The 21,851-nt window shown below is 73.8% G+C and carries 19 protein-coding genes; 5 read left to right on the top strand and 14 right to left on the bottom strand.

Annotated elements, in window-relative coordinates; all coding sequences use genetic code 11:
* Positions 1–11: 11 nt before the first annotated feature.
* On the bottom strand, positions 12–1,508 hold the full coding sequence (locus tag JQC91_RS18205) for a M81 family metallopeptidase (protein WP_203285767.1): 1,497 nt from the start codon (positions 1,506–1,508) through the stop codon (positions 12–14).
* Entirely contained in the window at positions 1,505–3,481 is a 1,977-nt protein-coding gene (locus tag JQC91_RS05255; protein ID WP_203285766.1) for a CocE/NonD family hydrolase, read from the bottom strand. Before JQC91_RS05255 ends, JQC91_RS18205 begins: the two co-directional genes overlap by 4 nt.
* 70 nt (positions 3,482–3,551) lie before the next feature.
* Here JQC91_RS05255 and JQC91_RS05250 point away from each other — a divergent pair, with 70 nt between their 5' ends.
* Positions 3,552–4,727 (top strand): pyridoxal phosphate-dependent aminotransferase, encoded by a 1,176-nt coding sequence (locus tag JQC91_RS05250; RefSeq protein WP_203285760.1) that lies wholly within the window; start codon positions 3,552–3,554, stop codon positions 4,725–4,727.
* Here JQC91_RS05250 and JQC91_RS05245 read toward each other — a convergent pair.
* The 7 genes from JQC91_RS05245 to JQC91_RS17930 form a co-directional block, all read right to left on the bottom strand.
* Positions 4,715–5,476: a class II aldolase/adducin family protein gene (locus JQC91_RS05245; RefSeq protein ID WP_238941346.1), complete on the bottom strand. Its 762-nt coding sequence runs from the start codon at positions 5,474–5,476 to the stop codon at positions 4,715–4,717. The two genes, JQC91_RS05250 and JQC91_RS05245, sit on opposite strands and share 13 nt — an antisense overlap.
* 1 nt (position 5,477) lies before the next feature.
* Positions 5,478–6,254, bottom strand: coding sequence for an enoyl-CoA hydratase-related protein (locus JQC91_RS05240; RefSeq protein ID WP_203285758.1), 777 nt, complete (start codon positions 6,252–6,254; stop codon positions 5,478–5,480).
* A complete protein-coding gene (locus tag JQC91_RS05235) occupies positions 6,251–8,197 on the bottom strand; it encodes an acetate--CoA ligase family protein (protein ID WP_275296983.1) in 1,947 nt (648 codons plus the stop codon). The genes JQC91_RS05240 and JQC91_RS05235 overlap by 4 nt, the downstream gene beginning before the upstream one ends.
* A gap of 73 nt (positions 8,198–8,270) precedes the next feature.
* Entirely contained in the window at positions 8,271–9,431 is a 1,161-nt protein-coding gene (locus JQC91_RS05230; RefSeq protein ID WP_203285757.1) for an acyl-CoA dehydrogenase family protein, read from the bottom strand.
* Entirely contained in the window at positions 9,428–10,816 is a 1,389-nt protein-coding gene (locus JQC91_RS05225) for a carnitine 3-dehydrogenase (protein WP_203285755.1), read from the bottom strand. The genes JQC91_RS05230 and JQC91_RS05225 overlap by 4 nt, the downstream gene beginning before the upstream one ends.
* The gene (locus JQC91_RS17935) at positions 10,813–11,556 is read right to left on the bottom strand and encodes an SDR family oxidoreductase (RefSeq protein ID WP_343069907.1); all 744 of its coding nucleotides are present in this window, start codon (positions 11,554–11,556) and stop codon (positions 10,813–10,815) included. Before JQC91_RS17935 ends, JQC91_RS05225 begins: the two co-directional genes overlap by 4 nt.
* Positions 11,553–12,461 carry a 3-keto-5-aminohexanoate cleavage protein gene (locus JQC91_RS17930; protein ID WP_238941344.1) on the bottom strand — a complete coding sequence of 303 codons (909 nt, stop codon included), beginning with the start codon at positions 12,459–12,461 and terminating at the stop codon, positions 11,553–11,555. The genes JQC91_RS17935 and JQC91_RS17930 overlap by 4 nt, the downstream gene beginning before the upstream one ends.
* Before the next feature lie 73 nt (positions 12,462–12,534).
* On the opposite strand from JQC91_RS17930, the gene JQC91_RS05215 reads away from it, so the two are divergent.
* The gene (locus JQC91_RS05215; protein WP_203285753.1) at positions 12,535–13,425 is read left to right on the top strand and encodes a helix-turn-helix domain-containing protein; all 891 of its coding nucleotides are present in this window, start codon (positions 12,535–12,537) and stop codon (positions 13,423–13,425) included.
* A gap of 1 nt (position 13,426) precedes the next feature.
* On the opposite strand, the gene JQC91_RS05210 is transcribed toward JQC91_RS05215, so the two are convergent.
* Genes JQC91_RS05210 through JQC91_RS05200 form a run of 3 tightly spaced genes read right to left on the bottom strand, consistent with a single transcriptional unit; the run spans position 13,427 to position 16,939 of the window.
* Entirely contained in the window at positions 13,427–15,019 is a 1,593-nt protein-coding gene (locus JQC91_RS05210; RefSeq protein ID WP_203285747.1) for an ABC transporter ATP-binding protein, read from the bottom strand.
* Between the two features lie 4 nt (positions 15,020–15,023).
* On the bottom strand, positions 15,024–15,962 hold the full coding sequence (locus JQC91_RS05205) for an ABC transporter permease (protein WP_203285744.1): 939 nt from the start codon (positions 15,960–15,962) through the stop codon (positions 15,024–15,026).
* Positions 15,959–16,939: an ABC transporter permease gene (locus JQC91_RS05200; protein ID WP_203285743.1), complete on the bottom strand. Its 981-nt coding sequence runs from the start codon at positions 16,937–16,939 to the stop codon at positions 15,959–15,961. Before JQC91_RS05200 ends, JQC91_RS05205 begins: the two co-directional genes overlap by 4 nt.
* 168 nt (positions 16,940–17,107) lie before the next feature.
* On the opposite strand from JQC91_RS05200, the gene JQC91_RS05195 reads away from it, so the two are divergent.
* Positions 17,108–18,727, top strand: coding sequence for an ABC transporter substrate-binding protein (locus JQC91_RS05195; protein WP_238941343.1), 1,620 nt, complete (start codon positions 17,108–17,110; stop codon positions 18,725–18,727).
* Between the two features lie 135 nt (positions 18,728–18,862).
* Here JQC91_RS05195 and JQC91_RS05190 read toward each other — a convergent pair whose 3' ends face one another.
* On the bottom strand, positions 18,863–19,300 hold the full coding sequence (locus JQC91_RS05190) for a hypothetical protein (protein ID WP_203285742.1): 438 nt from the start codon (positions 19,298–19,300) through the stop codon (positions 18,863–18,865).
* Positions 19,297–20,166 carry a flagellar motor stator protein MotA gene (motA, locus tag JQC91_RS05185; RefSeq protein ID WP_203285741.1) on the bottom strand — a complete coding sequence of 290 codons (870 nt, stop codon included), beginning with the start codon at positions 20,164–20,166 and terminating at the stop codon, positions 19,297–19,299. Before motA ends, JQC91_RS05190 begins: the two co-directional genes overlap by 4 nt.
* Positions 20,167–20,278: 112 nt before the next feature.
* Between motA and JQC91_RS05180 the strand changes: the two genes are divergently transcribed.
* Both JQC91_RS05180 and JQC91_RS05175 read left to right on the top strand, forming a co-directional pair.
* Positions 20,279–20,698: a hypothetical protein gene (locus tag JQC91_RS05180; protein WP_203285740.1), complete on the top strand. Its 420-nt coding sequence runs from the start codon at positions 20,279–20,281 to the stop codon at positions 20,696–20,698.
* A gap of 188 nt (positions 20,699–20,886) precedes the next feature.
* On the top strand, positions 20,887–21,828 hold the full coding sequence (locus JQC91_RS05175) for a flagellar motor protein MotB (RefSeq protein WP_203285739.1): 942 nt from the start codon (positions 20,887–20,889) through the stop codon (positions 21,826–21,828).
* The last annotated feature ends 23 nt before the right edge of the window (positions 21,829–21,851 follow it).

Raw genomic sequence — 21,851 nt, 5'->3', positions numbered from 1 at the left:
GGCGTCGTCCGTCATCGCTCCGGCGCGCGCCGCAGTCCGGGCCGCAGGTGGCGGAACGGCAGGGTCGAGGGGTCCGCCGGCAGGCGGCCCGGCGCGTCGGCCTCCACGATGGCCCGGGCGATCGGCCCGAAGTCGGCGCGGTAGTGCACGGAGGACTTCAGCGCCACGACGGCGAGTTCCGCCGGGTCGATCCCGTGATGCAGGAAGAACCCCCGATCGAGCGCTTGGCTGGGGATCTCCGTCACCACCACGCGCAGGTCGCATCCCGGGTCGCGCACCCGCAGGACCGCGCTCCGGCCGACGGCGGCGTGACCCCCGCCATACATCTCGCCGACGTAGCGGATCGGCGCGTCCGAAACGGACCCGACCTCCACGGCGAGGTCGAGCGGGGCGTCGCCGGGCCACGGGGCCGCGGCGCCCAGCCGGAGGTCGAACGCCGCGCCGACCCCTTCGGCGGCGGCGCGGCTCGCGGCGTCGGGCGCATGGACGAGCCCCGCCACCGCATCGCGCGCGCCTTGGGCGATCAGGGCGCGGATGACGCCCATGGTGTCCGACGTGCCGCCGCCGCCGGGATTGTCGGCGACGTCCGCGATCACGACCGGCCCGCCCGGCCCGACCGATGCCAGCGCCCGCCTCACCGCCTCGGCGGCGGGCAGCGGCGGGTCGGCGGCGAAGCGTGGCTCCGCGGCGGCGAGCCGCGCGGCGAAGTCCTCCGCGAGGTCGTCCGCCCTCGCTTGGTCGGGCGCGTAGGCCAGCACGGCGGGACCGGTCCATTCGGTGTCGCCCGCGGGGAACCCCAGCGCGATCTCGACCGCCTCCGCCCCGCTGTCGACCCCCGCCGCCGCCGCGTAGAGGTCCGCCGCCGGGGCGCGATCGGTCGACTGCGCCGCCATCGGCAGCAGCGCCCCGCCGTGCCGCAGCGCGCAGGCGGGACGGGGCGCCCCCGCCGCCATCGCGCGCAGCGGCGCGAGGCAGCGCGCGCCGGTCGCCGCCATGTCGAGATGCGGGTAGGTCCGGTAGATCGCGATGCGGTCGGCCAGCGCCGCCGTCTCGGGCGACACGTTCGCGTGGAGGTCCAGCGAGACGACGACCGGCAGGTCGGGTCCCACGGCATCGCGCACCCGCCGCAGGAGCAGGGCCTCGCCGTCCCGCTCCCCCTCCACGATCATCGCGCCGTGGAGGTCGAGGTAGAGGCCGTCCACCCGCCCCGCCTCCGCCAAGAGGCGCAGCATCCGCCCGGAGATCCGGTCGAAGGCGTCCCACGTCACCTCGCCGGCCGGCTCGGCCGCCGCCCAGAGGAGCGGGACCACGTCGACGCCCGCGGCCCGCGCCGCCCGGAGGAACCCGGCGAGCGGGACGTTGAGCCCGTCCATCGCGTCCCGGAGCGCCGCGCCTTCGGTCAGCGCGGGCCAGCTGTCGGCCCGCGCGAACGCGTCGAACCCGGTGGGGCGCGGCGCGAAGCTGTTGGTCTCGTGCTGGAAGCCCGCCGCCGCGAGGCGCACCGTCACATCCCGTCCCGGGGGATCGTGCGGTCCCACGCGACGTCGTGCACGACCTCGTCGCCCGCGTAGCTCGTCGTGCGCCCGGTCACCCTGAAGGCGGTGGCCGTGGCCGTCTGGCGGACCTCCGCGACGACCCGCACGCGCCAGTCGTCGCGCTCGAGGAAGCCGTCATGCGTCATCACCGCCTCGGCCGAGAGCGGGTCGTCGGGGTGGATGCGGTAGATCCGCTCGGACACGAGCCCTTGGACCGTGCCGATGTCGTCGAGGCGCGTGACCCCGGCCGGCCCCATGATGCCGCCGTCGATGAAGGTGCGGTGCGTGACCGTGCCGGTCGCGCGGTCGGTGGAGACGGACCGGTCGAGCGCGCCCTCGCGCATCCGGGTGACGTTCGGGGCCGGGCGCGGGGGCGGCGCGGCCGGCGGCGCGATCTCCGTCAGGTCCGTCCGCTCCGGCAGGCTCAGCATGCCGCGGTGCAGCGTCAGCGTCGCGCGGCCTGGCACCGGCCAGAGGACCGGCCAGTAGGCCGAGCCGACGTGGAGGACGAGCCGGTGGCCGGGCGCGAGGCGCGTGCCGGTCGCGTGGAGGTCGACGGTCACGTCGACCGGATCCCCGGGGACGAGCGGCTCGGGCGCGTGGACCGCGTCCTCGGTCCAGTTCCGCTGCGCGAGGTTGGCGAAGCCGCGCGAGATCAGGGTCTGCCCGCCATCCGGGGCCTCGGCGTAGAGCAGGGCGGCGACCATGGCCTGCGACCCGTCGGAGGACAGGCGCAGGCTGAGCGACGGTCGGCCCAGGAGGTCGAGCGCGTCGTCCAGCGGTGCGCTGCGGAAGGTGGCCGCGCCGCCCTCCTCCTCGCGCCCGTCCGCCGGCAGGTCGCCGGGGATGGCGAAGGAGCACATGTCGCCGCCCGCGCGCCCGAAGTCCTGCGGCGAGCGGACCGCCCGCGGCGCGGTCATCGCGCCCGCGCCGAGCGTGCCGTCGCCCAGCGGCAGCGCGAGGCCGCCGGGCGCCGTCCACGCGTCGAGCGCGACCCACGTCCCGTCCTGCCGCGTCCGCGTCCCCGTGGGGCGCGCCGGGCGCTGGAGGTAGAAGCGATGGGGGCCTTCGGGCGAGCCGTCCCGCTTCAAGTGGCGATCCCAGAAGGCGATCATCTCGCCCACGAAGTCGAGCGCCGGGCCCGGCGTCCCGTCGTGGGGATAGAGATGCGCCCACGGCCCCATCGTGACGCGGGCGGGGGCGGCGTGGCGCTCCACGAGGCGGAACGGGGTGTCGCGGTAGAGGTCGGCCCAGCCGCCGTAGTAGTGGATCGGCACCTCGATCGCGCCGCGGTCCTCGGAGACGGAGCCGCGCCGCCACCAGCCGTCGCGGCGCTGGTGCTCCAGCCAGTCGGCGGGCCAGAGGGTCATCGCGTCGAGCCGCCGGAGCCAGAGGTCGCGCCAGCGGTCCCCCACGATGGCGGGGTCGGGCGGGAGGGCGTTGAGGTACTGCATGATCGCGCCCCACCAGAAGCTGTCGGTGGCGAGGCAGCCGCCGTAGAAGTGGATGTCCTCCAGCCAGCGGTCGTCGGTGCCCATGACGGGGGCGATGGCGCGGAGCGCCGGGGGGCGGCGGGCCGCGACCTGCAGGGAATTGTAGGCGCCCCACGACTTGCCGAACATGCCGACGTTGCCGTCGCACCACGGCTGCGCCGCGATCCACGCGATCACGTCCACGCCGTCCTGCGTCTCCTGCTCGGAATACTCGTCGCCCGCCGTGCCCTCGCTGTCGCCGTAGCCCCGGATGTCGACGCGCAGGCTCGCGTAACCCGCGTCGGCGAAGTGCGGGTGCATGGACTCGTCGCGCAGGCGCGTGCCGTCGCGGCGGCGGTAGGGGATGTACTCGAGGATCGCGGGCACCGGCGCGTCGCGGTCCGGCTGCCAGAGGCGCGCGGCGAGCCGCGTGCCGTCGGGGAGGGGGATCCAGATCGTTTCGGTGTCGCGCATGGAGGCCTCGCCGGTTGCGGGGCGAGCGTTTCAGGCGCAGGCCGGTCCGGCAAGCGGGATGGGGGACAGGATGCGATACGCGCCGGTGACGGAGGCGCTCGCCGATCTGGGCGGGGCGAAATGGGCGGTCCACGCGCGGGGCCGCGCGATGGCGGCCGCCGGGCGGGACGTGATCGAGCTGACCATCGGGGAGCCGGACGTGCCGCCGCCCGCCGTTCTGGTCGAGGCGATGGCGGAGGCGGCGCGGACCGGGCGGACGGCCTATTCCTCGGGGCGCGGGGAGGCGGGGCTGCTGGACGCGCTGGCGGACCGGTACTCCGCTCGGATGGGCCGAGCGATTGGCCCGGACCAGTTCCTCTGCGTGCCGGGGACGCAGACGGCGCTCTACGTGGCGATGCAGGGGCTGGTCGGCGCGGGGGACGAGGTGCTCGTCGCCGATCCGCTCTACGCGACCTACGAGGGGGTGATCCGCGCGGCGGGGGCCGCGATGGTGCCCGTGCCGCTGGACCCGGCGGCGGGGTTCCGGCTCGATCCGGCCGCCTTCGCGGCGCGGGTGACGGCGCGGACGCGGGCGATCCTTCTGAACTCGCCGCACAACCCGACGGGGACGGTGGCGACGCGCGACGAGGTCCGCGCGATCGGCACGGTGGCGGCGGCGCACGATCTGTGGATCGTGTCCGACGAGGTCTACGAGGAACTGATCTTCGACGGGCCCTTCGCCTCGCCCTTCGCGGAGCCCGCGCTGGCGGAGCGCACGGTCGTCGTCTCGTCCATCTCAAAGAGCCATGCCGCGCCCGGCCTCCGGAGCGGCTGGATCGCCGCCCCCGCCGAGGCGGCGGCGCGCCTGCTGCCGGTCGCGGAGACGATGCTGTTCGGCAACCAGCCGTTCATCGCGGACGCCACCGCCCTCGCGGTGGCCGGACCGTCCGCCGTGGCGGGGGAGATGCGCCGGGCCTACGCGGCGCGGGCCGACCTGCTGGCGGGACGGCTCGCGGGAGGCTCGCTCCGGGTCCACCGCCCCGAGGCCGGAATGTTCGCGCTGGTGGACGTCGGGGGGACGGGGATGGACGGCGACGCCTACGCGGCGGACCTGCTCGACGCGCAGGGGGTGTCCGTGATGCCCGGATCGGCCTTCGGGTCGGTGCTGCGCGACTGGGTGCGGGTGGCGCTGACGGTGCCGGACGCGGCCCTCGGGGCCGCCTGCGACCGCATGACGGCCCACGCCGCCGCGCTTCAGTCGGCGTAGTCCGACCCCTCGGCACCGAGGATGGCGCGGATCTCGGACAGGAAGCGGTCGGCCTGGCCGGGGTAGTCCTCGGTCTCGCGGGCGACCTGCTCGGCCACGGCGTCGGAGAGGCGGCGGATGGGCCGGCCGGTTTGGAGCGCCATCACGTAGGTGCGGCAGGCCCGTTCCAGATACCACATGCGGTTCCAGCAGTCGGCCACCGTGTCGCCCAGCGTCAGGACGCCGTGCGACCCCATCACCATCGTCTTGTGCCTCGGGTCCGCCAGCAGCGCGGCGCAGCGCGCGCCCTCGGCCTCGAAGGCCATGCCGCCGTAGCCCTCGTCGATCACCACGCGGTCGTGGAAGATCGCGGTGTTCTGGTCGATCGCGGGCAGGCGGCTGTCCTGCAGCGACGCCAGCACGGTGGCGTAGGGCGGGTGCAGGTGCATCACGCAGCGCGCGTGCGGCACGGCCCGGTGGATCGCGCCGTGCAGGCCCCACGCGGTGGGGTCGGGCGCGTCGGGCCGGTCCATCGTGGCCGGGTCGTCCGCGTCGATCAGCAGGAGGTCCGAGGCGCGCACGCGGGCGAAGTGGCGCTGGTTCGGGTTCATCAGGAAGCGCCGGCCCGCGGCGTCGACGGCGAGGCTGAAGTGGTTGGCCACCGCCTCGTGCAGCTCCTCGCGGGCGGCCCAGCGCAGCGTGGCGGCGAGGTCGCGGCGGGCCTCGGCGATCTCGGCCTCGGTCATGTCGGCGGCAAGCGTGTCCTTCATGTCATCGTCCCTTCCACACGGGGTCGCGCTTCTCGGCGAAGGCGCGCGCCCCTTCGCGCTGGTCCTCGGAGGCGTAGAGCCGGTCGACGGTCCGCACCTGCCGCCGGGTGACGCGGTTCAGCATGTCGCCGAAGCGCTCCGCCTCGGCCTCGCGCACGATCTCCTTGATCGCAGCGTAGACGAGGGGCGGGCCGCTGGCGAGGTGGTCGGCCAAGGCGCGGGCGGTGGGGAGCAGGGCCTCGGGCGCGGTCACCTCGCGCAGCAGGCCCCAGCGGTGAGCCTCGGCGGCGTCGAACCAGCGGCCCGTGAGCAGCAGGTCCATCGCGACGTGGTAGGGGATGCGCTTGGGCAGCGCGATGGAGGCGGCGTCGGCCACGGTGCCGGAGCGGATCTCCGGCAGGGCGAAGGTCGCGGTCTCGGACGCGACGATCAGGTCGCACGACAACGCCAGTTCGAGGCCGCCCCCGCAGCAGATGCCCTGCACGGCGGCGATGACGGGCTTCTCCATGAACGGCAGCTGCTGCAGCCCGCCGAACCCGCCCACGCCGTAGTCGCCGTCCACCGCGTCGCCGCCCGCGGCGGCCTTGAGGTCCCAGCCGGGGCAGAAGAACTTCGCGCCCCCGGTGCGGAGCAGGACGACGCGGCAGGCGTCGTCGTCGCGCACGCGCCGGAACGCCTCGCCCAGCTCGCGCGAGGTGGCGAGGTCGATCGCGTTGGCGGGGGGGCGGTCGAGCACGACCTCGCGGACGGGGCCGGTGCCTTCGATGGTGACGCTCATGGGGCCTCCCGCAGCAGGACGTCGACGGCCACGGCGCGCGCGGGGCCGGCCATCAGGGGGTTGATCTCGAGTTCCTCCCACGCGGGGCGGGCGAGGAACAGGTCGCAGAGCGCGTGGATGGCGGCGATGGCGGCGGGGCGGTCCGCCGGGGGCGCCCCGCGATAGCCGCGCAGCAGGGCGTCGACGCGGCAACCGGCGAGGGCGGCGCCGATCTCGTCGGGCGTCGCGGGAAGGATCAGGGTGGCGGTGTCGCCGATCAGTTCGGTCCGCGTCCCGCCCCAGCCGAGGGTGAGGGTCGCGCCGAGGATCGCGTCGCGGCGCAGGCCCACGAGCATCTCGACCCCCTCGGCCATCTCCTCGGCGAGGTAGCCGGTCCCATCCATCGGCGCGGCGGCGGCGAGGTCGCGGACGTGGAGGCGGACGGCCCCGGCCTCGGTCTTGTGGGCGTGGCCGAGGGCCTTGAGAGCGAAGGGAGCGGCGAGGGGGCGGGCACGGTCGGCGAGGGTGGCGAGGTCGGGGGCGGTGACGCCCCTCGGGACGGGGACGGCGTCCGCGACGGCCCGCTTAGCAGCATCCTCGGGGACGAGGCGGGTCGCGCGGGGCGGCTGCGGCGGGACGGGCCGCCACGGGCCAGGCGTGCCCGCGCGGGCGTGGGCGGCCATGACCGACAGCGCGGTCTCCAGCCCGGACAAGGGGCAGAGGCCCCGGTCCATGAGCGACGCGGCGCGGGCCTCGGACATGGCCTCGGGGATGGAGGCCACGGGGATCAGCGGCAGGTCCGCCCCGTCCGCGATGGCGTCGAGCGCGGGCTCGAAGCCGCTGGCCTCCGTGCGGTCGGGCGGGTCGATGACCACCAGCGCGGCGTCGTAGCCCCGCGCCATCGTGCGGAAGGTGCGGGCCATGCGGGCGCGGTCGCCCCAGACGAAGGTGTGGTAGTCCAGCGGGTTGGCGGGACGGACCATCGGCCCCAGCTCGTCCGCCAAGGCGGCGGCGGTCGCGGCGTCCGGCGGAGGCAGGTCGAGGCCGAGATCCTGCGCGAGGTCGGCGGCCAGCCCCGCCTCCCCGCCGGAGCAGGCCATGACGGCGACGCGCCGGGGCCGGACGGGGCCGAGGGCGTGGGCGACCTTGAGGGCTTCGAGGAACTCGGAGGGGCTGCGCACCTGCACCGCGCCGATCCTGCGCAGGAAGGCCGCCGTCGCGGTCCCGTCGCCGGTCAGCGCGGCGGTGTGGGAGACCGCCGCCGCCCGCCCCCCTTCGCTGCGCCCGCCGGCGAGGACCACGACGCCGCGCCCGGTCGCCTGCGCGCGCTCGCACAGATCGGCGAGGGCGGGGTCCATGCCTTCCAGATGGAGCCCCAGCGCCGTGACCCGCGGGTCGTCCAGCATAGCGTGGCCGAGGTCGGCCACCCCCACCTGCGCCGCGTTCCCGAGGCAGGCGAGGCGCCCCAGCGGCAGGGCGCGCGCCTGCATGGTGAGGTTGATCCCGAGGTTGGAGGACTGGACGATCAGCCCCACGCCCCGCGCCACGGGCATCCCCCCGTGCTCGTCCGGCCAGACCGCCGCGCCGTCGAGGTAGTTCAGCAGCCCGTAGCAGTTCGGCCCGAGGATCGGCATGCCGCCCGCCGCCGCGACGAGCGCGTCTTGGCGGGCCACGTCCCCCGTCTCGGCCCAGCCCGAGGCGAACACCACCGCCCCGCCCGCGCCCATCGCGGTGAGGTCGGCCACGAGCGGGACGGTCGCGTCGCGGTTCACGCCGAGGAAGACGGCGTCCGGCGCGGCGGGGAGGTCGGCGAGGGCGGGGACGCACGGGACGCCGCCCATCTCCCGCCGCGTCGGATGGACGGGCCAGACGGTCATGCCGGCAGCGGTGGCCTTGGCGACGACGGCCTCGGCCCACCGCCCCCCAAGGACCGCGAGCGTCCGGGGCGCCAGAAGACGCGACAACCCCTTCGATGTTCCGGAAATGCTCCGGGGGTCCGGGGGCAGTGCTCCCGCCCGTCCGACCACGCGCGCCCCCTCAGGCACCGAGGGGCCGGAAGATCTCCCGCCCGACGATGTGACGCTGGATCTCGCTCGTCCCGTCCCAGATGCGCTCGACCCGCGCGTCGCGCCAGAACCGCTCCAGCGGCAGGTCGTCCATGAGGCCCATCCCGCCGTGGACCTGCAGCGCGGCGTCCGTGACCCGCGCCAGCATCTCGGAGGCGTAGAGCTTCGCGCTCGCGATCTCGCGGTTGGCGGGCAGCCCCTCGTCCAGCCGCCACGCCGCCGCGAGGGTCAGCCAGTCGGCGGCGTCGATCTCGGTGATCATGTCCGCGATCTGGAAGCTGACGCCTTGGAACCGCGCGATGGGCTGGCCGAACTGCCTGCGCTGCGCGGCGTGGTCCACGGCGAGGTCGAAGGCCCGGCGCGCCCGGCCCACGGCCATCGCGGCGACGGTGATGCGCGTGGCGTAGAGCCATTCGTTCATCACCGCGAAGCCGCCGTCGACCTCGCCCAGCACGGCCCCGGCGGGCAGTCGGCAGTCGTCGAAGGTGAGGATCGAGTTGGGGTAGCCCCGGTGGCTGACCGAGTTGTAGCCGGGCCGCTCCTCGAAGCCGGGATGGCCGCGGTCCACGAGGAAGCAGGTGATGCGCTTCTTCGGCCCGGCGGGCGTGTCGTCCTCGCCGGTGGCCACGAAGACGATGAAGAAGTCGGCATGCGCCGCGCCCGAGATGAAGTGCTTGGAGCCGTTGACGATCCAGTCCGAGCCGTCGCGCACGGCGCTGCACTTCATGCCGCGCACGTCGGAGCCTGCGTCGGGCTCGGTCATGGCCAGCGCGTCGAGCCGCTCGCCGCGCACGGCGGGCAGGAGGTAGCGCTCCCGCTGCTCGCCCTCGCAGGCCATGAGGATGTTCTGGGGGCGTCCGAAGAAGTGCGTCAGCGCCATCGACCCGCGCCCGAGTTCGCGCTCCAGCAAGGCGAACTCGAGGTGCGACAGGCCCGCGCCGCCCACCTCCTCGGGGAAGTTGGCGGCCCAGAACCCGAGGGACCGCGTCTTGTCCATGATGGCGCGGGCGAGGTCGTCGGGCACCGTCCCGGTCCGCTCCACCTCCGCCTCGTGGGGGTAGATCTCGCGCTCCACGAAGTCGCGGACCGTGTCGACGATCATCTGCTGCTCGGGGGTGAGGGCGAAGTTCATGGGGCCTCCAGCAGGTCGGCGATGGCCCGCGCCACGTGATCGGGCGGGGGGGCGGAGCGGCGGGTGGCGAGATCGACATGGAGGAGGAGCTGCTCGCCCTCGGCCAGGAGCGTGCCGTCGGCGCGCGTCATCTCGTGGGCGAGCCGCAGCTTCTTGCCGCCGCCCTCCACGACGCGCGTGTCGACGGTGAAGCGCTCGCCCGCGTGGGTCTCGTGGCGGTAGGAGATGCGCGTCTCGACGGTGAACCACGTGAGGCCGGTGGCGTCCGTCTCCTCGGGCGGGGTGCCGATGGCGCGCAGCACGCCCTCGGAGGCGTCGGACATGACCTGCCCATAGCGGCCTTCGTTCATGTGGCCGTTGTAGTCGGTCCAGTCGACGGGGACGGTGCGGTCCTGCGTGCGCAGCACGCGCCCCGCGGGGACGGGCGGCATCAGCGCCGCCTCGTGCGCGGCGATCACCGCGCCCGCCGCGCGGCCCCGCGCCTTCAGCCCCCGGAGGATGCCCACGAGGTTGTCGTCGCGCTCGCGCTCCAACTCGCGGATCGTGCGGTCCCCGGACTGGGCGTCGGACTGGACGGCGATCGTCTCGATCAGGTCCGGCGTCAGGTCCGGCACGTCCGTCAGCTTGGTCCACGGCCATGCCAGCGCGGGGCCGAACTGGCCGATGAAGTGGGCCATCCCCGCCTCGCCGCCCGCGATGCGGTAGGTCTCGAACAGGCCCATCTGCGCCCAGCGGAGGCCGAAGCCCATGCGGATCGCCTCGTCGATCTCGGAGGTCGTGGCCTGCCCGTCGCGGACCATCCACAGCGCCTCGCGCCAGACGGCCTCGAGGAAGCGGTCGGCGATGTGGGCGGGAAGCTCGGCGCGGACGCGGAGGGGGTACATGCCCACGCCGCGCAGCTTGGCCTCGGCGTCGTCCAGCGCGGACGGGTCGGTGCCCGCATGGCCGACGAGTTCGACGAGGGGCAGCAGGTAGACCGGGTTGAACGGGTGGGCGACGACGATGCGCGACGGGTCGGGCGCCCCCTCGGACAGCTCGGTCGGCGTGAAGCCGGAGGTGGAGGAGCCGATGGGGGCGTCCGTCGCATGCTGCACCGCAGCGAGGACGCGGTGCTTGAGGTCGAGGCGCTCGGGCACGCTCTCCTGCACCCAATCGGCGCCCGCCACCGCGTCCTCCAGCCGCTCATGGAAGGTCAGCGCCCCCTCCGGCGGCAGGGCCACGTCGTAGAGCATGGGCAGCGCGCGCCGCGCCCCGTCGAGCACCGCGCCGATCTTGCGCGCCGCCTCGGGGTCGGGGTCGTGCACCGCCACTTCCCACCCGTTGAGCAGGAAGCGCGCGGCCCAGCCGCCGCCGATCACGCCGCCACCGATCACCGCCGCCTTCATGTCACCCGCTCCGTGTTGCCGTCGACCGCGAGGGCCTGTCCGCTGATCGTCCGCGCCGCGTCCGAGGCGAGGAAGGCCGCCGTGGCGGCGATGTCCTCCGCCGTGACCCAGCGGCGCATCGACGTCCCCTCGGCGTAGAGGGCGCGGATCGCCTCGGGGTCCGCGCCCCGCGCCGCCGCCTCCATCGCCACGACGCGCTCCATCCGCTCGCCCTCCACCGCGCCGGGGCAGATCGCGTTCACCCGGATGCCGTGGGGGCCGAGTTCGGCGGCGAGGGTCTTCGTCAGGCCGAGCACGCCCCACTTCGCGGCCACGTAGGGCGACCGCGAGGGGATGCCCCATTGGCCCGCCGTGGAGGAGGTGAGGAGGATGCAGCCCGACCCCTGCCCCTTCATCGCGCGGGCGGCCCACCGGCAGGCGAGGAACGCGCCGCCGAGGTTCACGTCGAGGCAGGCGCGCCAGTCGCCGTAGGCCATGTCCTCGATCGGGGCTGCCGGCCCGCCGGTGCCCGCGTTGGCGCAGAGGACGTCGACTCCGCCGAGGTGGTCATGGGCACGGGCGAGGAAGCCATCCATCGACGCCTCGTCCGCCACGTCGGCCTCCACGCCCAGCACGCCGTCCGGCGCGTCGCCGGGGGCGAGGTCGCAATAAGCGACCCGCGCGCCGTCCGCCGCGAAGCGCCGGACCAGCGCCGCCCCGATCCCCGCGCCGCCCGCCGTGACGACGACGCGCCGTGTCACGACGGCGCCCGCTTGGTCAGGCCCAGCTTGTCGCGCACCTGCGCGGGCGTCATCACACGGGCGCCCATCCGCTCGACGATCTCGACGGCCCGCTCGACCAGTTGCGCGTTCGTCGCCAGCACGCCGCGGTCGAGCATCAGGTTGTCCTCCAGCCCCACCCGCACGTGCCCTCCCGCCAGCACGGCGGCGGCGGCATAGGCCATCTGGTCCCGGCCCAGCGAGAAGGCGGAGAAGGTCCAGTCGTCCGGCACGGCGTTCACCATCGCCATGAAGGTGTTGAGGTCGTTCGGCGCCCCCCACGGGACCCCCATGCAGAGCTGCACGAGGGCGGGGGCGTCGAGGATGCCGTCGGCCACCAGTTGCTTGGCGTACCAGAGGTGGCCGGTGTCGAACGCCTCGATCTCGGGCTTCACCCCGAGGTCGGTCATCATGCGCCCCATCGCCCGCAGCATGCCGGGCGTGTTCGTCATCACGTAGTCGGCCTCGGCGAAGTTCATGGTGCCGCAGTCGAGGGTGCAGATCTCGGGCAGGCATTCGGCCACGTGGGCCACCCGCTCCTCCGCGCCGACCATGTCGGTGCCCTCCGCGACCGGCAGCGGCGCGTCGGTGCCGCCGAACACGATGTCGCCGCCCATGCCCGCGGTAAGGTTCAGCACCACGTCCACCTCCGCGTCGCGGATGCGGTCGGTGACCTCGCGGTAGAGGCGCAGATCGCGCGACGGCGCGCCGGTCTCCGGGTCGCGGACGTGGCAGTGCACGATGGCGGCGCCCGCGCGGGCGGCCGCGATGGCGCTGTGGGCGATCTGCTCGGGCGAGCGCGGGACGTGCGGGCTGCGGTCCTGCGTCGAGCCGGAGCCGGTGACGGCGCAGGTGACAAAGACCTCGCGGGACATCTGGAGCGGCATCGGGACCTCCTGTGGCGCGGGCGGAGGATAGGCCGCTTGCATCGCGGCGCGCCGTGCCGAAACTGCCGTGATCATGCAGCCTCGTCCCGAAATCGTCGGCCTCTGCCTATATCCGCGGTTCTCGAACCACTGCCTCGCCAATGCGCTGGAGCCGCTACGGGCGGCGAACGACCTGTCGGGGCGGACGCTCTACCGCTGGCACCTGCTGACGCCGGACGGGCGGGCGGTGGCGTCGTCTTCGGGGCTGCCGGTCTCGCCGGAGGGGCGGCTGGCCGACGCGCCGGGGGGCGACCTTCTGATGCTGGTGCCGAGCTACGGGCACGTCGCGCTGGGGGCCTACGGCGCCGACCTGCGGCGGGCGGCGGTGCGCTACGGCGCGGTCGCGGGGCTGGACGCAGGCGCGTGGCTGATGGCGCAGGCGGGGCTGCTGAAGGGGCGGGCGGCGACGATCCACACGGACCTGCGGCGGGACTTCGCGGAGGCGTTCCCGGAGGTCGAGCTGCGCCCGGAGCGGTGGATCGAGGACGGGCCGCGCCTGACGGCCGGGGGCGCGACGACGGCGTTCGACTTGGTGCTCCACCTGATCCGGCGCCGCCACGGGGCGGCGCTGGCGCAGGCGGTGGCGGCGCTGTTCATGGCGGGGCCGCAGGCGGGGCCGTCCGACCGGAGGGTGGCGCGAGCGCTGGCCGTGATGGAGGCGAACGTCGAGGCGCCCCTGCCCTTGGGCGAGGTGGCGCAGCGGGCGGGCGCGACGCCGCGCGCGCTGGCGCGGCGGTTCGCCCGGACGCTCGGGGAGACGCCCGGCGCGGTCTACTTGCGCCTGCGGCTGGAGGCGGGGCGGCGGGCGCTGGAGGCGGGGGCCTCGGTGGCGGACTCGGCGCAGCGGGCGGGCTACGCGGACGCCAGCGCCTTCGCCCGCGCGATGCGCCGCACGCTGGGGGCGCCGCCGTCGGCGTTCCGGTAGGTCAGGCCCCCTCGGTCTGGCGGGTCAGCCAGTCGGGATCCATCTCGGGCACGGAGGCCAGCAGCAGCTCGGTGTACTCGGGGTGCGGGGGCGACAGGATCTCGGATTTCGGCCCCTGCTCCACGACGCGGCCTTGGTTCATGACGACGATCTCGTCGGCGATGGCCTCCACGGTGGCGATGTCGTGGGTGATGAAGAGGTAGGCGATGCCGAACTCCTTCTGGAGCCGCATCAGCAGCTTCAGGATGCCCTCCTGCACGATCTGGTCGAGCGCGCTCGTGACCTCGTCGCAGATGATGAGGTCCGGCTCGGCGGCCAAGGCGCGGGCGATGCAGACGCGCTGCTTCTGGCCGCCCGACAGCTCGCCCGGCAGGCGGTCGGCGTAGTCGGGCGGAAGTTCGATCATCTCCAGCAGGTCGGCCACGCGGGCGCGGCGCTCGGCCCCGGACAGGCCGTGGTAGAAGGACAGGGGCCGACCGATGATCTCGCCGATGGTCTGCTTCGGGTTCATGGCCGTGTCGGCCATCTGGTAGATCATCTGCAGGCGGCGCTTCTGCTCCTTGGAGCGGGCCTTGAGCGTGGGGGGCAGGGCCTCGCCGTCGAACTCGACGGTGCCGGAGGTCGGCGGCAGGAGGCCGGTGACGACCCGGGCGGCGGTGGACTTGCCGGACCCGGACTCGCCCACCACCGCGACGGTGCGCCCCTTCGGCACGGCGATGGAGACGTCGTGCAGCACCTTCGCGGTGCCGTAGGCCGCGTCGACGCCCTTGATCGCCAGCTGCACCGCGCCGCCCGTGACCTCGGGCTTGCGGATGGACCGCACGGCCCAGAGCGACCGGGTGTAGTCCTCGCGGGGGGCGTCGAGCATGGCCCGGGTCTCGGCCTCCTCCACCTCGTCGCCGTAGCGCAGGACCTTGATCCGGTCCGCCATCTGGGCGACGACGGCGAGGTCGTGGGTGATGTAGATCGCCGCCGTGTCGAACCGCTCCACGGCGTCGCGCATGGCCTTGAGCACGCCGACCTGGGTGGTGACGTCGAGCGCGGTCGTGGGCTCGTCGAAGACGATCAGGTCGGGGCGCCCGGCCATCGCCATCGCGGTCATCACGCGCTGGAGCTGACCGCCCGAGACCTGGTGCGGGTAGCGGAAGCCGATCTCGCCGGGGTCCGGCAGGCGCAGCGCCTCGTAGAGCGCCACCGCGTCCTCGCGGGCCGACGCGCCCCCGTGGGCGCCGTGCGCCACGGCGGCCTCGACGGTCTGGTCGATGAGCCTGTGGGCGGGGTTGAACGCGGCGGCGGCGGATTGCGCGACATAGGCCATGCGCCCGCCCCACAGGCCGCGCAGCGTGGCGTCGGAGGCCGCGCGCAGGTCGATGCCGTCGAAGGTGATCGCCCCGCCCGAGATGCGGCAGCCGGGGCGGGCGTAGCCCATCGCCGCCAGGCCGAGGGTCGACTTGCCCGCGCCGGATTCGCCGATCAGCCCCAGCACCTCGCCGCGGTGCAGCGTGAGGTCGACGCCGTGCACGATCTCGGTCCACGCCTCGCCGGTGCGGCCCTCGACGCGGACGTCCTTCATCTCCAGCAGGGGGGAGGCCATCGCTCTACTCCTTCAGGCCGGAGGCACGGTGCAGGAGCCAGTCGACGACGAAGTTCACCGCGACGGTCAGCAGCGCGATGGCGCCGGCGGGCACGAACGGCGTCAGGCCCATGCGGAGGTCGTAGGGCGCGAACTGGATCATCGAGGCGCCGTCGCGGACCATGGAGCCCCAGTCGGCGAGGGGGGGCTGGATGCCGAGGCCGAGGAAGCTGAGCGCCGCGATGGTCAGGAACACGAAGGAGAAGCGCAGGCCGAACTCCGCCACCAGCGGCGGCGCGATGTTGGGCAGGATCTCGCGGCGCATGATCCAGCCGAGGCCCTCGCCGCGCAGGCGGGCGGCCTCGACGTAGTCCATGACGACCACGCCCATGCCGACCGCGCGGGTCAGGCGGAAGACGCGCGTGCTGTCGAGGACGGCGATGATGAGGATGAGCGAGAGGACCGAGGAGCCGAAGATCGACAGGAGCATCAGCGCGAAGATCAGCGCGGGGATGGCCATCAGGACGTCGACGACGCGGGAGAGGATCTGGTCCGTCCAGCCTTGGGCGATCACCGCCCAGAGGCCGAGCCCCCCGCCGATGAGGAAGCTCAGGACCGTGGTGGCCAAGGCGATGCCCATCGTGTTGCGCGCGCCGTAGATCAGGCGGGACATGACGTCGCGCCCGATCTGGTCCGTCCCCAGCGGATGCTCGGACGACCATGCGTCGAAGGGCGTCGGGAACACCGCCGCCTCGCCGTAGGGGGCGAGCAGGGGCGCGAAGACGGCCGTCACGACGTAGACCGCGATCACGAGCATCCCGAAGACCGCCGTGGGCGGGGCGGAGCGCAGCGTCGTCCATGCCCGCCCACGCCACGTCTTCGGGACGCGGGCGTCGCCCACGACCGAGACGGCGGGGTCGGAGAGGGCGGCGGCCTCGGGGGTGGGGGCGATGCGGTCGGTCATCGGGGGTGCAGGAGCCTCGGGTTGGTCACGATGCCCACAATGTCCGCGATCAGGTTCAGCAGGATGTAGGTGGCCGCGAAGATCAGGGCGCAGGCCTGCACCACGGGGATGTCGCGGGTGGTCACCGCGTCGACCATCAACTGGCCCACGCCGGGATAGACGAACACCACCTCCACGACGACCACGCCCACCACGAGGTAGGCGAGGTTGAAGGCGATCACGGTCGCGATGGGTGCCCATGCGTTGGGCAGGGCGTGCTTCAGGATCACGGTGCGAGGCGAGGCGCCCTTGAGGATCGCCATCTCGATGTAGGGCTGGGCGAGCAGGTTGATGATCGCGGCGCGCGTCATGCGCATCATGTGCGCGACGATCACCAGCGTAAGCGTGAGGGCCGGCAGGGCGGTGCGCTCGATCCGCTCCAGCAGCGGCATGTCCGGCGTGACGTTGGCGAGCGACGGCAGGATCGGGAAGAGCGTTCCGAGCAGCAGGATCAGCAGGTAGGCCACGAAGAACTCGGGCAGGGAGATCGTCGTCAGCGTCGCGGCGTTGACCGCGCGGTCGTAGAGGGAGTTGCGCCACAGCGCCGCCGTGATCCCGAGGATCAGCGCGAGGGGCACGGAGATGACCGCCGCGAAGGCCGCGAGGAACAGCGTGTTGCCCAGCCGCGGCCCGATCAGGTCGGCCACCGGGCGGGAGCGGTCCACGCCGCTGGCGTTGCGCCCCGAGAAGGAGGTGCCGAGGTCGCCTTGGAGGACCGCGCCGATCCATTCCACGTAGCGCAGCGGCGCGGGCGTATCGAGGCCCAGCTCCGCGCGGAAGGCGGCGACCGTCTCCTCCGTCGCGGCCTGGCCCAGCACCGCCTCGCCGAAGTCGCCGGGCAGCAGCTCGATCGAGGCGAAGATGATGGCCGAGACGAGGAACAGCGTCACGAGGCCGAGGCCGAGCCGCTGCAGGACCGTCTTGAGCACTGGATGCATGTCTCTCCCCCCGCCCGCAGCATGGGGGAACGCGGCGGTGGCGCAAGGGGCTTGTGCCCCCGCGCCGCCGCGGGGGCCGGGGCGTTGCCCTTTGACCTGCGCGGAAACGTGACGTCTACTGACCGGGACGCGCTCCAGACGAGGGAGGGCGCGCACAGGGAGAGACGAATGCATCCGAAAGAGTTCGAGAAGGCCCGCTACCTCGCGGAGCAGGCCAAGCTGCTGACGGCGCGCGGGATCGATCGCCGCACGTTCATGACCCGCGCGCTCGCCGCCGGCCTCGCGGTGCCCGCCGCCCTTTCGATGTCGGGCCGCGCGATGGCGCAGACCCCCCAGTCGGGCGGCGTGTTCCGCCATGGCACGGGCTACGGCTCGACGACCGACAGCCTCGATCCCGGCACCGCCGAGAACAGCTTCATGACCTCCATGTGCTACACGCGGGGCAACCACCTCACCGAGGTGTCGAACACCGGCGAGCTGATCCCGGAACTGGCCGAATCCTACGAGACCGAGGACGCCCGCACGTGGCGCTTCAACATCCGGCAGGGCGTGGAATTCCATTCCGGCAAGACGCTGACGCCCGAGGACGTGGTCGCGACCTTCAACTACCACCGCGGCGAGGCCAGCACCTCGGCGGCCAAGGGCCTGCTGACCCAGGTCGAGGACATCGCGATCGACGGCGATGCGGTCGTCTTCACCTTAGCGGCGGCCAACGCGGACTTCCCCTTCATCGTCAGCGACTACCACCTGCTGATCATGGAGTCGGACGGCGACGGCAACGTCGATCCGACCTCGACCGGCGGCACCGGCGGCTACGTCGTGCAGGAGTTCGAGCCGGGCGTCCGCGCCATCCACACGCGCAACCCGAACTACTGGAAGGCGGGGCGCGCCCATTTCGACGAGTATCACCTGCTCTCGATCCTCGACGCGCCCGCGCGCCAGCAGGCGCTGATGTCGGGCGAGGTCGATTTCATCGACAACGTCACGCCGAACACGCTCGCGCTGATGGAGCGGGTGCCGAACCTGACCGTCCTGCAGACGACCGGCACGCAGCACTACACCTTCCCGATGCGCGTCACCTCGGAGCCGTTCTCGAGCTTCGACCTGCGCATGGCCCTCAAGTTCGCGATCAACCGCCAAGAGCTGGTCGACAAGATCCTGCTGGGCGCGGGCACGGTGGGCAACGACGTGCCCGTCAACGCCTCCATGCCGTTCTTCGACGCCGACCTGCCGGTCCACTCCTACGACCCGGAGCGCGCGCGCGAGCACTACGAGAAGTCCGGCCATTCCGGCCCCATCGTGCTGCGCGCCGCCGACGCGGCCTTCCCCGGCGCGGTGGACGCCGCGCAGCTGGTCGCGGCCTCGGCGGCGGCGGCGGGCATCGAGATCCAGGTCGAGCGCGTCCCCTCGGACGGCTACTGGTCAAACGTCTGGAACAAGGAGCCGTGGTGCGCCTGCTACTGGGGCGGGCGCCCGACGCAGGACTGGATGTACTCGTCGGCCTACACCGCCGATCAGGAGTGGAACGACACCGACTGGCGCACCGGCGAGGCCGCCGAACGCTTCAACGAGGTGGTTGTGCAGGCGCGGGCCGAGACGGACGACGCGTCGCGCGGCGCGCTCTACTCCGAGGCGCAGCGCCTCCTGCAGAGCGACGGCGGCGCGTTGATCGCGATGTTCGCCAACTACATCCACGCCCATGCCAACACTCTGGCCCACGAGGACGCGGTCGCGGCCAATTGGATCAGCGACGGCAACAAGGTGCACGAGCGCTGGTGGTTCTCCTGAGCCGACCGGTCCTAGCGGACTGACCGTGGAGGCCCGCGCCGGGCCTCCACGCCTCCCGTCGCGCCGCTCGCCTCCCGCCCCGCGCGGGGGAGGGACCGGGTCGCGACGGGCATGCCCCCCAGGGGCGCCGCGCCCCTAGGGGGCGGACCCGCGAAGCATCCGGTCGAGATCCTCCGCCGCCGCGACGGCGGCCCGGGCGCGCGCGTCGGCCCGCCAAAGACGATCGGCCGCCGCGCCGTGCCCGCGCGCCTCCGCGAGATCGTGGCGCAGCGCGACGCCCAGCCGCGCGGCCTCGCCCTCATGGGTCTCGGCGTCGCGCCGGAGCGCCGCCTCCCGCTCCGCCGTCTGGGCGACGTAGGCCGCGAGATGGGCCGCGCCGACGCCGGCGTCCCCCGCGCAGGCCGCGCGCTCCGTCGAGGCGGCCCGACGCAGGGCCTCGGCCGCCGCCGACGCGCGACCGGCCGCGTCGGCGGCGGCCCGGCACGCGCGCGCGGTCCCCGCCGAGCGGAGCCGCGCGCGGCGCGCCAGCAGGGCGAGGCCCCGTGCCCTCCGCCGCAGGCGCGCGCCGGTCATGCGGGCGCCGCCAGCGCGGTCTGCGCCTGCTCGATATCGTCGAAGGCGGGCTTCATGTGCCCCGGCACGGCGGCGCGCCCGATCTCGATGCAGACCTCGGGGGGATGGCCCGCGACCATCGCGACGAACACGTCCCGGATGATGCCGTAGAAGGCGCCGTCCTCCTCCTCGATCTGGGACAGGCGCCCGGAGACCGGCGCGACCATGCAGTAGGCGAGGAACACCCCGAGGAAGGTGCCCACCAGGGCGCCCGCGATCATCTTACCGAGCACCTCCGGCGGCTTGTCCACCGAGGCCATCGTCTTGATCACCCCCAGCACCGCCGCCACGATCCCGATCGCCGGAAGCCCGTCGGCGACGACCTGGATCGCCTTGGCGGGCGCCAGCACCTCGTGGTGATGCTGGCGGATCTTCCGGTCGATCAGGTCCTCGGTCTGGTGGCGGTCGTCGAAGTTCATCGCCAGCATCCGGAAGCTGTCGACGATGAGGCCGACGGCGAACTTGTCCTTCTGTATCTTGGGATAGCGCGCGAAGATCTCGCTCTCGCCTGGCGCCTCGACATGCGCGTCGAGCGCCACGATCCCCTTCGCCTTGTAGAGGCGCGTCAGCTCGAACAGGAGCATGAGCAGGTCCATGTAGTCGGACCGCTTCCACTTCGCGCCCTTGAGCACCTTGAGCACCCCCGCGAACGACCGGCGGATCACGGGGAAGGAGTTCGCGATGACGAACGCCCCCAGCGCCCCGCCGCCGATCATCATCCCCTCGTAGGGGAGGGCGTGGAGGACGATGTCCATCTTGCCGCCCGACAGCATGAACCCCCCGAAGACGAGCGCGAACACGAGGATGAGGCCGAGGGCGAGGGTCACGTGCGTCTCCATTCCGCGCGGCGGCGCGTCGGGGCACATGGACCCGGTGGGCATTAAGGAACGGTTGAGACGTGGCGGCCAGAATGAGGGGCGATAGCTAGGATTCGACGCGATGCCGCCCTGCCCCGCCCCCTCCGACCGGACCACCGTGATCTACCTTCCCGACCTCGACGTGCTGCCGGACCTGCAGCCCGGATGGCCGCCGCGCGTCGGCGCGGCCTACGGCCTCTCCGCAGACGGCTCCGCGGCGTTCGTGTTCTTCCACGCGGACGAGCCGGATCCCCTCCCGTGGATCTCGCGGCATCTCCGCGTGCCGCTGGACGACTTCCTCGTCGTGCCGCGCCGCGACGGGCACGGGACCCGCGACCTCTCCTTCGCGGACGAGCAGGCCCTCTTGGCGGCCATCGAGGCGGAGCACGGCCTCGTCGACGCGGCGCGGGCATGGCGCGAGGCGACGCGGGTCGCGCGCCCGCCCGCCCCGGCGCCCGCCCGCCGCGCGCCGCGCCTCACGGGCATCGTGCGGACCGGCTGACGGGGACCGCGGGGCCGGCGCCCGTCCTGCGCCGCGCCGCCCGAATTCGGGCGGGGATGGGGCGCTTCCCTCGAACCCGTCCGGGCTCCCGGGAGGGGGACCGGACCCCGCCCCGGACCCGCCACAATCCCCCCCGAGGCATCGGACCGCGCCGTCCGTGGCGCATCCGCCATGCAGGACACGCCGCCATGACCGCCCAGCCCATCATCATCCGCAAGGTCGTGCACGACGACCACGAGGGTCATCATGGGGGGGCGTGGAAGGTGGCCTATGCCGACTTCATGACGGCGATGATGGCGTTCTTCCTGCTGCTTTGGCTGCTCGGGGCCGCCGAGGAGGAGCAGTTGCGCGGCCTCGCCGACTACTTCACGCCAAGCGTCTCGGAGAGCGGCGGGCGCGGGCAGGGCGTGCTCGCGGGGCGGGTCGTGTCCCCCGACGGCATCCTCGCGGGCGCGGACGGGGAGCACGACCTGGACGCCACCCCCACCGCCCCCGACGAGGTGCCCTCGCCGCCGGAGCCGCGGCCCGAGGGTACGGGCGATGCCGAGGAGGCGCTCGCGAGCCCGCCTGCCGTGCCAGAGGTGGAGGATCCCTATGGCTGGCCCTTCGAACCGGTCGAGGACCTGTCCAAGGGGGGCGAGGGCACCGACGCGGCCTTGGCCGCGCGGGCGCGGATCGAGGCGACCGTGGCGGCCGAGGAGGGGTTGGAGGAGCTGCGCGACAACCTCCGAATCGAGCCGACGCCCGAAGGCCTCGTGGTCCAGATCGTGGACGACGAGGACCGCTCGATGTTCGCGGTGGGGGACGCCGCCCTGACCGGGCGCCCGGCCGCCTTGGTCGGGGCCGTGGCGCGCGCCCTCGCCGTGGAGGCGGGGGAGATCGCGGTGTCCGGCCACACGGACGCGCGCCCGTTCCGGAGCGGGACGGACTACGGCAACTGGGAGCTCTCGACGGACCGGGCGAACGCGGCCCGCCGGGCGCTCGTCGCAGCGGGCGTGGGACCGGAGCGCATCCTCCACGTCGCCGGTCACGCCGCGACGCGCCCCCTGCCCGGCCTCGCCCCGGAGGCCGCGCCGAACCGGCGGATCGTGCTTCTGCTCCGGACGCCGGACATGGACGCGCCGCGTTAACCCGGCCTTAGGACGCGGTGCCT

Source organism: Jannaschia sp. Os4, from assembly GCF_016820245.1.
GTDB lineage: Bacteria > Pseudomonadota > Alphaproteobacteria > Rhodobacterales > Rhodobacteraceae > Jannaschia.
This window is presented reverse-complemented; position numbering and strand designations above follow the sequence as displayed.